Source organism: Cohnella thailandensis, from assembly GCF_014212135.1.
Classification (GTDB): Bacteria; Bacillota; Bacilli; order Paenibacillales; family Paenibacillaceae; genus Cohnella; species Cohnella thailandensis.
Genome location: NZ_JACJVQ010000032.1, coordinates 69,687 through 83,080 on the forward strand (window position 1 = coordinate 69,687; position 13,394 = coordinate 83,080).

The 13,394-nt window shown below is 57.3% G+C and carries 13 protein-coding genes; 9 read left to right on the plus strand and 4 right to left on the minus strand.

Going from position 1 to position 13,394, the window contains the following annotated elements; genetic code table 11:
• Positions 1-1,557 (minus strand): spore germination protein, encoded by a 1,557-nt coding sequence (locus H7B67_RS29880; RefSeq protein WP_185123561.1) that lies wholly within the window; start codon positions 1,555-1,557, stop codon positions 1-3.
• Positions 1,558-1,755: 198 nt separating this feature from the next.
• Between H7B67_RS29880 and H7B67_RS29885 the strand changes: the two genes are divergently transcribed.
• Entirely contained in the window at positions 1,756-2,433 is a 678-nt protein-coding gene (locus tag H7B67_RS29885) for a GNAT family N-acetyltransferase (protein ID WP_185123654.1), read from the plus strand.
• Positions 2,434-2,460: 27 nt separating this feature from the next.
• Positions 2,461-3,234, plus strand: coding sequence for an MBL fold metallo-hydrolase (locus H7B67_RS29890; protein WP_185123562.1), 774 nt, complete (start codon positions 2,461-2,463; stop codon positions 3,232-3,234).
• Positions 3,235-3,256: 22 nt separating this feature from the next.
• Here H7B67_RS29890 and H7B67_RS29895 read toward each other — a convergent pair whose 3' ends face one another.
• Positions 3,257-3,916, minus strand: a complete 660-nt coding sequence (locus H7B67_RS29895; RefSeq protein WP_185123563.1) for a thiamine diphosphokinase — start codon at positions 3,914-3,916, stop codon at positions 3,257-3,259.
• A gap of 114 nt (positions 3,917-4,030) precedes the next feature.
• On the opposite strand from H7B67_RS29895, the gene H7B67_RS29900 reads away from it, so the two are divergent.
• On the plus strand, positions 4,031-4,501 hold the full coding sequence (locus H7B67_RS29900; RefSeq protein WP_185123564.1) for a low molecular weight protein-tyrosine-phosphatase: 471 nt from the start codon (positions 4,031-4,033) through the stop codon (positions 4,499-4,501).
• Between the two features lie 47 nt (positions 4,502-4,548).
• On the opposite strand, the gene H7B67_RS29905 is transcribed toward H7B67_RS29900, so the two are convergent.
• Positions 4,549-5,295: an alpha/beta hydrolase gene (locus H7B67_RS29905; RefSeq protein ID WP_185123565.1), complete on the minus strand. Its 747-nt coding sequence runs from the start codon at positions 5,293-5,295 to the stop codon at positions 4,549-4,551.
• A gap of 379 nt (positions 5,296-5,674) precedes the next feature.
• Between H7B67_RS29905 and pdhA the strand changes: the two genes are divergently transcribed.
• Genes pdhA through lpdA form a run of 4 tightly spaced genes read left to right on the plus strand, consistent with a single transcriptional unit; the run spans position 5,675 to position 10,562 of the window.
• A complete protein-coding gene (gene pdhA / locus H7B67_RS29910) occupies positions 5,675-6,778 on the plus strand; it encodes a pyruvate dehydrogenase (acetyl-transferring) E1 component subunit alpha (protein WP_185123566.1) in 1,104 nt (367 codons plus the stop codon).
• Positions 6,779-6,817: 39 nt separating this feature from the next.
• Entirely contained in the window at positions 6,818-7,795 is a 978-nt protein-coding gene (locus H7B67_RS29915) for an alpha-ketoacid dehydrogenase subunit beta (protein WP_185123567.1), read from the plus strand.
• A gap of 28 nt (positions 7,796-7,823) precedes the next feature.
• Positions 7,824-9,137 (plus strand): 2-oxo acid dehydrogenase subunit E2, encoded by a 1,314-nt coding sequence (locus tag H7B67_RS29920; protein WP_185123568.1) that lies wholly within the window; start codon positions 7,824-7,826, stop codon positions 9,135-9,137.
• 3 nt (positions 9,138-9,140) lie between these two features.
• A complete protein-coding gene (gene lpdA / locus H7B67_RS29925) occupies positions 9,141-10,562 on the plus strand; it encodes a dihydrolipoyl dehydrogenase (RefSeq protein WP_185123569.1) in 1,422 nt (473 codons plus the stop codon).
• 72 nt (positions 10,563-10,634) lie between these two features.
• Here the strand turns inward: lpdA and H7B67_RS29930 are convergent, their stop codons facing one another.
• Positions 10,635-12,443 (minus strand): ABC transporter substrate-binding protein, encoded by a 1,809-nt coding sequence (locus H7B67_RS29930; protein ID WP_185123570.1) that lies wholly within the window; start codon positions 12,441-12,443, stop codon positions 10,635-10,637.
• Between the two features lie 126 nt (positions 12,444-12,569).
• On the opposite strand from H7B67_RS29930, the gene H7B67_RS29935 reads away from it, so the two are divergent.
• A complete protein-coding gene (locus H7B67_RS29935) occupies positions 12,570-12,737 on the plus strand; it encodes a hypothetical protein (protein ID WP_185123571.1) in 168 nt (55 codons plus the stop codon).
• 130 nt (positions 12,738-12,867) lie between these two features.
• Positions 12,868-13,359 carry an acyl-CoA thioesterase gene (locus tag H7B67_RS29940; RefSeq protein WP_185123572.1) on the plus strand — a complete coding sequence of 164 codons (492 nt, stop codon included), beginning with the start codon at positions 12,868-12,870 and terminating at the stop codon, positions 13,357-13,359.
• Positions 13,360-13,394: the final 35 nt, after the last annotated feature.

Below are 13,394 nucleotides of genomic sequence, written 5' to 3' on the forward strand. Positions count from 1 at the left end.
TCAGCGCTCCTTTTCGTCCATGCTTTTATTCGGATCGAGAATATCTTTGCTTGTTTTCCTCGGCGGCGTAACCATCTTAGGGTTTTGCCGTTCCGAGTCGAGCGTTTGCAGAAGTCCTGGCCGCTTGTTCATCCACCAAAGGGGTCCGCGTATCAGCAAATCCTTAAGTCCTTGAAAGATGCCGGGAACGAGCGGGCTGAGGTAAGGGATGCCGAAGGACTTCAAGGACAACAGATGGTTCGCGATAAGGATCAATCCGATCATGACGCCATACAAACCGAAAATTCCCGCCATGAAGATGAGCGGAAACCGGAGAAGACGAAGGGCCAGCGCCGCGTTGTAGGCCGGCGTCGCGAACGAGCCGATCGTGGTGAGCGCAATGATGACGACGGTAATGGGACTGGCGAAGCCGGCGGCTACGGCCGCTTGTCCGATGACGAGCACGCCGACGATAGAGAGCGCTCCGCCGACTTGTTGCGGCAAGCGGATCGTCGCCTCCCGAAGCACTTCCATGGATATTTCCATAATCAGCACTTCGACCACCGCCGGAAACGGGACGCCGGCCCGGCCGCCTGCGACCGCCACCGCGAACTCCGTCGGAATCAGCTCCGGATTGAAGGAGATGATGGCTACGTAAAGCGAGGGGAAGACCAAGGAGAACATAAGAGCTACCAGCCTTGCCATCCGGACCGCGCTCATAAGCAGGAATCTCTCCGTGTAGTCTTCGACGGTCTGATAGAATTGGCTGAAGACGGTCGGGACTATCAAGGCTAGAGGGGATCCGTCCACGAGGATGGCGACGCGCCCTTCGGCCAGATTGGCGACAACCTTGTCGGGCCGCTCGGTGTTCTGCACTTGAGGGAACGGCGATATGTGATTGTCTTCGATGAACTGCTCCAAATAGCCGGTATCCAAAATAATGTCCGTATCGATGTTGGAGAGCCGCTTCTTCACTTCGGCAACCAGATCCGGATTCGTAAGTCCCTCTATGTAGCAAACCGCGACGGAGGATTGGGTTCTGCGGCCGATTTCCATCATGTTGATGCGAAGGTCGGGCGATTGAAGCCGATATCGGATCAAGGATAAATTCGTGCCGAGCGGTTCGATAAAGCCTTCCCGCGGACCGCGAATGACCTGCTCGGTAGCCGGTTGTTCGATGCCTCTCTTCTCGATATGCCGGGTTTCGAGCACGATCGCGTCCTTTACGCCTTCCACGACGAGGACCGATTGGCCGCGGATCAAGCCGTCGATCCACTTAGCCGGCTTTTTCTCCAAACGGGCTAAGCTGTAATAGAGAACATCGTTAACGAGAACATGCTCCAGCCGTTCGGGCGGAATATCCTCGTTCGCCAGATGAGGCGGCAAATACATCACCGCTTTGAGGATATCCTTGTTTAGCATGCTCGGGTCGACCATGTTGCTGAAGCAGAAGAGCACGGCCGGGTGTCGGCCGAACACATGGAACGGGCGCATCGAGAAGTCGTCGTTCTCTCCGCATTGGCCGTTGATAAAAGCAATCTTATCCTCCAGAGAAGCTAGCGAATTCGTCGTTGTCATGCTCGTTCTCCGCTTTCCCGATCGTATTTTGCGCTGACCGTGCGCGCGATTCGATTCATTCACTCAGCTTAGACAATTCGACATTCCTTTAAACGAATCGACGGGCGGATTCCATTTTGCAGAAGGTTGTATTAAAGTTACAGAAGGGCTAAGCCGCTTGATATATAACGATAGCTTAAGGAGCTGGGGAAGAGCATGCTGGAATACCGTAAAATCGAATCCGTGGAAGATCCCTATTTTGCGAAAATGCACCGGTTGATGGGAGAAGTGTTCCCGCCTGAAGAGGTATTGGCGTTCGAGCTGTGGAGAGAACCTCTGCTCGATCCGACGATCCAAGTTTATGTGGCCGTTCATGAAGGAGAGGTCGTCGGCGCGACGGAATACCGCTATCGCCCCGAGCTTCGGGTCGCCATGACGGACTTCACGATTATCGGCAGAACGGGCCTCGGAATCGGCCGCTTCTTGATGGTAGAGCGCGAGAAGCATCTGAAGCGGCTGGAGCGGGAGTCCGGCGTGCCGTCGCTCGGCATGTTCGCCGAAATCTATAATCCGGAAGCGGATGCCACGGCCGCTCTAACGTTCGGTTCCGTGCAGCCGATGCACCCGTCGGTCCGCCGCGAGGTGCTGTCCCATGTCGGTTACAAGAAGCTGGACATCCCTTACGTGCATCCGTCTTGGGACCATGAAGGCAAAGCCGTGCAAGGATTGGACTTCTGCTTCCGCCCGGCGGACGACGGCGCGGAAGCGCTGCCGGCTTCGCTCCCCGCTCGCTTTCTTCGGTGGTACTATTCCGCGCTGCCCAATAAGCCGCGAGAGTGGGAAGAAATGATGACGGAGCTGGAGAAGAAAGACTCGGTCGCCTTGTTGCCTCTTTAATCAAACAGGATGGGGAATGGACGGCAAATGAAAATAACGATTCTCGGAAACGGAGATTCGCTTGGAACGCCTCGCGTCTATTGCGGCTGCGAGGTGTGCGAGGAGGCGCGCGGCGGCGGAAGCAACGCAAGGCTTCGGCCGTCGGCGTGGCTGGAATGCGACGGCGAGGAGCCGCTGCTGTTGGATTGCGGACCGGACTGGCGCCGCCAGATGGAGAAGCTGTCGGTACGCAGCGTCTCCCAGGGGCTGCTGACCCACGCTCACTTCGATCACATCGGCGGGTTGGTGGAATGGGCCGACGCATGCCGCTGGCTGGATACGACGGCAACCGTATATACGCCTCAAGAGGTTATCGGGGAAGTGCTCGGCCGCTTTCCTTGGATCGGCTCCCGGCTTCTGCTCGCGGCGAACGATGCCGGCATCGCGTACGGCGGGTGGAAGATCGTTCCCTGGAGAGTGAACCACGGCAAAAACGGCTATTCCTACGCCTATCGATTCGATCATGGGGAGAACGGAAAAAGCTGGGCGTATTGCTCGGACTCGTTCGATTTAAGCGAGGAGGAGAAAGCTCCGCTGCGCGGAGTCGATCTTCTTGTGCTGGGGACGAGCTATTATAAGGAGCCTTACGAACGAGAGACTCGCTCTCTGTACGACGTGGTCGAGGGGGTGGAGCTGGTCCGGGAGACGGGAGCGAAGCAGGCCGTCTTCACGCACCTCTCCCATGACATCGACGTTCGGAAGGATTACGGGCTGCCTTCGTACGTAAAGCTTGCAAGCGAAGGTCTCGTTATAACGATCTAATATTGAGAGCCTCGCCGATCGGCTAATCCCGGCAGCGAATCACGAGCAGCCGGCCTTCTCCGAGATGCACCGTTCCGGACGGCCCGGCCAGCAGATTGCTGACGCCAAGAGACATCCCGATTCGAAGCGTCGCCTCGTTCAGCGGGTAGACGAAGCCCTCGAGCGTTATCCCGCCGGCAACGGGAGTCAGAGGGAGCAGCGAGACGACGGGGAATCGGTCGCTTGCCTGCAGCCGTCTGCTGCCGGGACCGGTAAGGATGCCGATCTCGTTGTTCTCGTCGCAGAGCAGCGCCTCGCAGCCTTCGGATTCGGCCAAGGCGAGCAGGTGAACGTTCGCCAGGCTATGGTCGAAGCGGGTTCCCAAGCCGCCGACGATCAGGACGCGCTTATAGCCGCGACCGACGGCTTCGCGAAGGGCGAGCTCGGTATCCGTCCAATCCTTGTCGATCGGATCGAAGGAGAGGCATTCGTCCGCAACCGATCGGACGAGCCGCAGCTGCTCTTCGCCGATCGAATCGAAGTCGCCGAGCGCAAGGTGAGGCTTTATTCCATGCTCGGCCAGGAATAGCGCTCCGCGATCGGCTCCGATCAAATAATCGCCGTCCCGAATCAGCTGCAGCGACCAGTCGCCTAAATGACCTCCTGTATAGATTAGGGCGCGTTTCGACGATTCAGTCGTCATGGGGTTGAATCCTCCTATTAGGGAATGCCGGTGCCCGAATGCCATCGGATGGACGGCACAGGCGCGATTTTCTTATCAGTATACCTTAGAAAAAGAAACGAAAGGAAGACAACCATGTCTTATTCGGTATTGTTCGTCTGTTTAGGGAACATCTGCCGTTCCCCGATGGCCGAAGCGGTATTCCGCGACAAAGCCTCGAAGGCCGGCCTTAGGGAAGTCGAGATCGACTCCGCCGGAACGGGAGATTGGCATGTCGGCAAGCCGCCTCACGAAGGGACGCGGGCGATCCTGGATACGAACCTCATTTCGTATGACGGCATGCGCGCGCGCAAGCTGAAGGCGGAAGACGGCGAGAAATTCGATTTAATCGTGGCGATGGATACGAATAACGAGCGCGATATCCGATCGATCATAGGCTCGAATACGCGAGCGGAGGTCATTCGATTCCTCTCCTTGGTACCCGAGAAGGGGATCGACGACGTTCCCGATCCGTATTATACCGGCAACTTCGAGGAAGTGTACGAGATGGTCGGGGAAGGGTGCGATCGATTGATCGCAAGAATAGCAAGCCGCCAGAACGGTTAGACGGGAAGGGGCTGTCCCATCGGGACAGCCCCTTTGACCTATATCGCTTACATATGAGCATCCGGGCCCATGAACGCGCCGAGCGCTTCGGGCAGCTCCGATTGCCAGAAGCCCCATTTGTGCTCGCCGTCCTTTTCCCGATAATCGACATAGGCGCCTCTAGCCTCGAGGACCTTTCGGGCCGTCCGGTTCAATTCGACGAAATTATACGTTCCGTGATCCGTTTGATAGTCGACCTCCCGGAGGCCGACCGTCATCCAGAGCGACAGCATCGATAAATCCTGGAAGGATTGAATCTCCCGCAAAATCTCATCATAATAAGCGCCTGACAACGACAAGATGCGGGTAAATAATTGGGGATAGCGGAGCGCGAGGGAGAGGCTGACGGCGCCGCCGAGAGAATCTCCGGCAAGAAGCCTTTCTTCCGGCGTACGGCGAACGGAAAATCTCTCTTCCACGTAAGGGAGGAGCTCCTCGGCAAAAAATCGCACGTAGTTCGAATGGCGATCGCCGTCCGTCCGATATTCCGAAGTCCGGTAATGTTTGTTGACGTCGACGCCGACAATAATATAAGGGTCCCAATCCTCTTCGAGAATGAGGCGGTGGGAGATAGTCGCGACACGCCCGAAGTTGAAGAAATCCTCGCCGTCCTGACAGTAGACGACGGGATAGCTTAGCAATTCCTGATAGCCCGGGGGCAAATAGACTCGAATCGTGCGCGTTCCTTCTTCTAATAATCGGCTCGGCACCTCGTGCCGCACGATCGTTCGTTTGGTTAGGGAAATGTCGCTCATCTGGCGGATCCTTCCTTTCTTGGAGATAATTCTACGTATGGCGAACCACCGGCATGGGTACACCATAGGGAAGAGTGGAGGGATTTGTCAATATGCAAATCTCGCGCCCGCGGCTCCTGAAAACCGTTTGCAAAGGATGGCAATGGAACGCCGATAAGCCGAAGCCCTTGAGCGCGAACGGAATGTAAGCTATTTCACTGTTAATTGTATCACTGTGTTATACATGTATTGAAATTCTGTACTATAAACATTTTGGCGGACATAGTTAAGATAAATCAATAAAAATGCCGATTTATCTTTGACCAATCGAGTTATACAGGTTTATAATAATCCTATAACAGAAACTCCTCTTCCACAATTCTAGACGAGGTGAGCGATAATGAGCAAAGGTTCTTTGGACGCTCCGGCTAAGCCGGTTAACTCTCTTACGCACGAGGTGCACTCGGAAGATGTAACCCCGCTGCAAGTATTGTCTCCGGAAGGCGAAGTCGTCAATCCGGAATTCATGCCGGATCTGACGGACGAACAGCTTAAGGAAGTCATGTACCGCATGGTCTTCACCCGCGCATGGGACGATCGCGCGATCAACCTGGGACGTCAAGGACGCCTGGGCTTCTACGCGCCGGTCTCCGGCCAAGAAGGCACGATGGTAGGCAGCGAATACGCCCTGACGAAGGACGACTTCGTCTGCCCGGGCTACCGCGACATGCCGCAGCTCGTATGGCACGGTCTTCCGCTGTATCAAGCATTCCTGTACTCCCGCGGCCACCAGCACGGCGGTCAAATTCCGGAAGGCGTGAACGTTCTGATGCCGCAGATCATTATCGGCGCTCAGATCCTGCACGCAACCGGCATCGCGATGGGCTTCAAGCTGAAGGGCGAGAAGCGCGTTGCCATCACGTACACGGGCGACGGCGGCTCCTCGGAAGGCGATTTCTACGAAGGGCTTAACTATGCCGGCTCCTTCAAGCTTCCGGTTATTTACTTCGTACAGAACAACGGCTATGCGATCACGACGCCGTTCGCCAAGCAAACGGGCGCTCAATCCATCGCCCACAAGGCGCTGGCTGCCGGCATCCGCGGCCTGCAGATCGACGGCATGGACGTTCTCGCGGTTATCTACGCGGTTCAGCAAGCGGCCGCGATCGCTCGCGACGGCGGCGGCGCCACGCTGATCGAAGCGCTGACGTACCGTTTCCGTCCGCACTCGATGTCCGACGACGCGACCAAGTACCGCACGAAGGAAGAAGAGCAGGAGTGGAGCCTGAGAGATCCTCTGATCCGCTTCGGCAAGTTCCTGGAGGCGAAGGGACTCTGGTCCGAAGAAGACACCGCGCGCGTCAGAGAAGAAGCGAAGAACGCGGTCAACGAGCACATCAAGAAAGCCGAGCAAACCGAGAAGATGACGGTTCCCGGCCTGATCGACAGCATGTTCGAAACGACGCCGGCTCATCTCGAAGAGCAAAAAGCGGATTTCCAATAATCGAATAGCCGATAAACCATAGATGGGAGAGTTAGCAGCATGGCACAAATGAATATGATCGAAGCCATTAAAGACGCGATGCGAGTCGAGCTTCGGCGCGACCCGAACGTGCTGATCTTCGGCGAAGACGTCGGTCACGTCGGCGGCGTCTTCCGCGCAACCGAAGGACTTCAAGCGGAGTTCGGCGAGAATCGCGTATTCGATACTCCGCTCGCCGAGTCCGCTATCGGAGGTCTCGCCGTCGGTCTGGGCACGCAGGGATTCCGCCCGATCGCCGAGATTCAGTTCGTCGGGTTCATCTACGAAGCGCTTGACCAAATGTTCGTTCAAGCGGCTCGCATGCGTTATCGTTCCGGCGGACGCTACAACGCGCCGATCGTCTTCCGCACGCCGTTCGGCGGCGGCGTCAAGGCGGCCGAGCTCCACACCGACTCGCTCGAAGGACTCGCCATTCAGACCCCGGGCATCAAGGTCATCGTGCCTTCGAATCCTTACGACGCCAAGGGACTTCTGATTTCGGCCATCCGCGACAACGATCCCGTATTCTTCATGGAGCATCTGAACTTATACCGCGCATTCCGCGATGAAGTGCCGGAAGGCGAGTACACCGTTCCGATCGGCAAGGCGAACGTCGTTCGCGAAGGAACGGACGTTACGATCATCGCATACGGACTTATGGTCCATACGGCGAAGAAGGCCGCGGACGAGCTGGCCAAGGAAGGCATCAACGCCGAAATTATCGATCTTCGCACGCTGATGCCGCTCGATATCGACACCATCGTGGAATCGATCAAGAAGACGAACCGCGCGATCGTCGTTCAGGAAGCCCAGAAGACTTCCGGCGCCGCCGCCGAAGTCATCGCCCAGATCAACGAGAAGGCTATTCTTCATCTCGAAGCGCCGGTCCTTCGCTGCGCGGGCCCGGATACCGTTTATCCGTTCGCGCAAATCGAAGACGCTTGGCTTCCTACTCCGGCTCGCATCGTGAAGACGGCGAAGCAAGTGCTGGAGTTCTAATATCGCGCATAAGACAGGAGGATTCGACGTGGCTCGATTCGAATATCGTTTCCCCGAGCTCGGAGAAGGATTGCACGAAGGCGAAATCGTCAAGATGCACATCGCTCCGGGGCAGTCGGTAACAGACGAAGACATTATCATGGAAGTGCAGAACGATAAAGCAATCGTAGAAGTTCCTTGCCCGGTTAACGGGAAAGTGCTCGAAGTATTCGGCAAGGATGGCCAAGTCATGCACGTTGGCGACGTCGTCGCGATTATCGAAGCGGAAGGCGAGCTTCCGGAATCGATCCACGCTTCCGACGCGGGCTCCGCATCCGAAGGCAACGCGGCAACGGGCGGCGCCGACACGCAAGGCCAGCCTGCCCAAGCTCCGGCTGCGGCTCCGGCGGCGGAAGCCAAGCCTGCCAACGCCGTCGTGCTGGCAACGCCAAGCATTCGCAAGTTTGCCCGCGAGAAAGGCGTAGCGATCGCCGAAGTGAGCGGCACCGGCAAGAACGGGCGCATCACCCGCGACGACGTTCTCGCTTACGCTCAAGGCGGCGCTCCGGCGGCTAACGCGGCGCCTGCCGCTTCCGCAACGCCGGCGGCGGCCGGACAAGCCGCGGCCGCTCCCGCCGCGAAGACGGTTCAAGTCGGTACCGGCGTCGAAGAGCGCGTACCGTTCAAGGGCATCCGCAAGGCGATCGCGAACGCGATGGTCAAGTCGGTCTATACGGCTCCGCACGTTACCTTGATGGACGAAGTGGACGTGACCGCTCTCGTGGCTCTGCGTTCCCGCGCCAAGCCGGTTGCCGAGAAGAAGGGCGTCAAGCTGACGTACCTGCCGTTCATCGTGAAGGCGCTCGTCGCCGCTTGCCGCGAATTCCCGGTCATGAACGCGACGATCGACGAAGCGGCTAACGAGATCGTCTACAAGAAGTTCTACAACATCGGCATCGCGACCGATACCGACAACGGGCTTATCGTTCCGGTCATCCACGAAGCGGACCGCAAGAACATCTGGACCGTAGCTAACGAGATTCGCGACCTGGCCGTTCGCGGACGCGACGGCAAGCTTGCTCCTGCCGAGATGAAGGGCGGCACGATCTCGATCACGAACATCGGCTCCGCCGGCGGCATGTTCTTCACGCCGGTCATCAACTTCCCGGAAGTCGCGATTCTCGGAACGGGACGCATCTCCGAGAAGCCGGTCATCAAGAACGGCGAGATCGTCGCCGCTCCGATGATGGCTCTGTCGCTTAGCTTCGATCACCGTATCGTCGACGGCGCAACCGCTCAGAATTTCATGAACTACATCAAGCAGCTGCTCGCGGATCCCGAGCTGCTCGTCATGGAGGTATAAGACATGGTCGTAGGAGACGCTTCTCTAGATATCGATTTGCTCGTCATCGGTGCGGGCCCCGGCGGATATGTCGCCGCAATCCGCGCCGCACAGCTCGGTCAGAAGGTTATTATCGCGGATAAAGGCAACTTCGGCGGCGTCTGCTTGAACGTAGGCTGTATCCCGTCCAAGGCGCTGATCAACGCGGCTCACCATTACGAAGAGATGGTTCACGGCGACAAGTACGGCTTGAAGGCCGACAACATCAGCGTGGACTTCGGCAAGGTGCAAGAATACAAGGGCTCTGTCGTCAATAAGATGACGAGCGGCGTCGAGATGCTTCTGAAGGCGAACAAGGTCGAAATGTTCCGCGGCGAAGTGATGTTCATCAACGAGAACGAAGCTCGCCTGTTCAACGACCAAGAAGCTCCGCGTTACCGCTTCAAGAACTGTATCATCGCGACGGGCTCGCGTCCGATCGAGCTGAAGGCATTCCCGTTCGGCGGCCGCATTCTGTCCTCGACCGAAGCGCTGTCCCTGCCGGAAGTTCCGAAGAGCATGATCGTCATCGGCGGCGGCTACATCGGCGCCGAGCTCGGCCAAATGTACTCCAAGTTCGGCACGCAGATCACGATCCTTGAAGGCGCGGACACGATCATTCCGGGCTTCGACAAGGACATGAGCCAGCTCGTCGTCAAGAAGATGAAGAAGAACAACGTCGAGATCGTGAACGGCGCGCTGGCTAAGAGCGCCGAGCAGACCGACAAGGATATCACGGTTACTTACGAAGTGAAGGGCGAGACGAAGACCGTTACCGCCGAGTACCTTCTCGTTACCGTCGGCCGTCGCCCGAACACGGACGGCGAGCTGGGCCTCGACCTTATCGGCGTCAAGGTGAACGACCGTGGCCTGATCGAAGTCGACGACCAATGCCGCACGAACATCAAGCATATCTTCGCGATCGGCGACATCGTTCCTGGCGCGGCACTCGCTCACAAGGCTTCCTACGAAGCCAAGGTTGCGGCGGAAGCGATCGCCGGACTTCCTTCCAAGGTGGACTACAAGTGCATTCCTGCCGTCGCGTTCACGGATCCGGAGTGCGCGAGCGTCGGTTACACCGAGAAAGAAGCGAAGGATAAGGGCCTCAACGTCAAGTCCAGCAAGTTCCCGTTCGGCGGCAACGGCCGCGCGGTTACGCTTGACGGCGCGGACGGCTTCATGAAGATCATCTCCGATGCCGACACCGGCCTCGTGTACGGCGCTCAAATCGCCGGCGTGGAAGCTTCCAACATCATCGCCGAGCTCGGCCTCGCGATCGAGATGGGCGCTACGGTCGAAGACATCGCGCTGACGATCCACGCTCACCCGACTCTGGGCGAGATCACGATGGACACCGCCGAACTGGCTATGGGTCATCCGATCCACACGCTTGCTCCGAAGAAATAAGATCGATAGAAGAAAGCCCGATCCGGGCAGCGGGAGCTGCTCGAATCGGGCTTTTTTTAGGCATAAACCGGATTATTCATGATTCTCGAACCAGATATCCTTGAAATCGATCCAACCCAGGGAATTCAGGCTTGCTCCCCGTACGTAAGAGGGAAGCATTCGATTGTTGCGCTCATGATAGAGGAAGATGATGCAGGCTTCGTCCCGGAGGCGCTGCTCGATCTCTCTCAGATGCAAGCGGCGGTCCCGCTGCGAGTCGGCGCTTAAGGAAGCGTCGATCCTCTTGCGAATCCAAGAATCTCGCTCCTGGTCCAAGTAGTTCTTGACGACGCAGCTACCATGCTCGTAAAACTCGACCTCGCAAACCTCGTCCTCCGCGAACACGACGCATAAAATCGTCAGATCCGCATCCGTTAATTGAATGCCATCCGATAAATCCGTCCGCGAAGTAGGAACGATCTCGGCTTGGATGCCCCATTCCGCTAGCTTGCGAACGATCCAGCGGGCTTCGTCGCCATATTTCTCCCGGGCTCGGAGCTTCAAGACCTCGCCGTCGTAGCGGCTCTCTCTAAGCGCAGACCTGACTCTCTCGGAATCGAGCTCGCCAATGGGAGTCGCCATGCTGACCTCCGGCCGGAAGCTGGTCGCCGGCAGAACCCGATTGCCCGCCAGATCCTCGACGAGCTCGGCAGGATTCAAGATCATCTGCACGGCGCGGCGAAATGCTTCGGATTGATGAGGACCTGCCCGGTTCATGTTCCAAACGATCATCGTGCTCCCGTTGCACAATTGAATAAGCTGCTGCAGGTTATCCTCGGCGAGGGAATCGGCTTCGCTCGGCGGATCGTCCTCGAAGCCGCGCATCACCTTCGGCAATTCGCCGAACGCGTCATGGCATTCCTCCGGCATGTTGACGACTCGAACGCCGTCCAGGTAAGGCCGGCCGGCATAATGACTCGTATGAGCGGCTAGCAGGATGCTATGCGGGGAGACGGAATGAAGCCGGAACGGTCCGCATCCGATCGGAAGGGCCCAGAAGGCTTCTTCCTCGCGGCCTCCAAAATCCTTCGGGAGAATGGAGGCGGCAGCCGTGCAGAGAAAGCGGTCGAAAATCCGGTTGGGCCGTTCGAAGCGGAACCGAACGATTCGGGGTCCGACAGGCTCGATGTCCGCCAAGCCGCGCAGAACCCAACTGTTCGGTTTGCCTTCCTTCAGTCTAGAAAAGGTGAAAACGACATCCTCCGATGTGAGCTCCCGGCCGTCGTGGAACAGAACTCCCTTCCGCAGGTAATACACCCACTCCGTCGCGTCGGGGGTAGAGGTCCAGGTATGGGCGATAGCCGGAATGATTTTCTCTTGCTGCACGTCGTATTGCACGAGGCGTCCGTAAATCTGGCGAACGAGATGAGCATCGAACGAAAAGTTCACTTCGGCGGGATCGATGGACATAACGGGACTGAAAACGGGGAATCTCAATAGATCACGCGCAATCTTGCCGTCCAGATCGATTTTCTTGTACCCGAAGTGGCCGTTCAGCCAATCCATGAACGTCTCCCGGGCATTCGTCCCGTGTGCGAATTTGTCCAAGAAATCGAACGCCTGCTTGTACTCCCCGCGCTCCACGAGGCTTCGGCTGATCTCCAGCAAATAAGGTTCCTTCTCCAGCCTGAAAGCGATGCGCGACCGATTGCCCCGTCCTCGTCCGGGGGACCAAGCGATGAGCTGCTCCTCCTCCAGCTTGCGCAGGACGAACTTCGCGTTCCGCGGCGTGCAATAGAGAACGTCGGACAGCTCCTCCACCGTCGCTTCGACGAACGTATCCGCGGCTCCCTCGCCGTTGAACCGATCGTATAGCGTTAAATACCTTTCGGCTGTCAGCATCAGATACCCTCCAATTCGCAATGCTCAATAAAAGGTGAAATGGTATACGATGATTCTACGCTTTTTATCCCCTTTTGAGAAGTCCATAATTGGAACCAAGAGGAAAACGCAATGGGGGAGAGAATCATGATGGATCAAAACTACTTGGTGGAAAAATTGACGGAGTACCGGAACCGCGAGCTGAAAGCGAGCGAGAAGAACGCTCACGTTCGCTACGGGGGTAAGAGAACGCGTTCGTTGAAGGGTTGGCTATCGGTCTTAGCCCAAACGTTCGTTAAAGAATCGAGCCGATAAAGAAGTTCCTCTCTGCCGCCATTCAACCTGTTGCCTTATTTTCTTGCCGAATGGACTCGTCTTCGGGGCATGGGCAAGACTATAATAAGAACAGAAAGGCAGCAATGCCGGCAGAGAGGGGCAACACCGCATGACCGCACAAGCCAAACCGACGAGCGTCTCTCGTTCGATCAAGACGATGCTCGTATTCCCGGGGGATACGAATTACCATGGAACGATGTTCGGCGGGAATTTAATGAAGTACATAGACGAAATCTGCGTGATCGCCGCCATGAGGCATTGCGGCAGGAGAGTCGTTACCGCATCGACGGACAGCCTCGACTTCAAATCGCCGGTTCGCATGGGCGAAGCGGTCGAACTGGAAGCGTTCGTGTCTTGGACCAGACGGACTTCGATGGAGATTTACTGCATCGTTCGGGCGGAGAATCTGGAGACGGGGGAGCGCCGCACGACCGTTACGTGCTTCAATACGTTCGTCGCCGTCGACGAGAACGGCAAGCCGACGGAGGTTCCGGCGGTGATTCCGGAGACCGAGGTGGAGAAGAAGCTTCACGCAAGCGCTCCGGAGAGGTTCGAGAGGCGGAAGAAGCGCCGCGAGGAGCAGTTCTATATCGACGAATAAGCCATCGCGCCAGGACGGAGCTCGGGACATTCCCG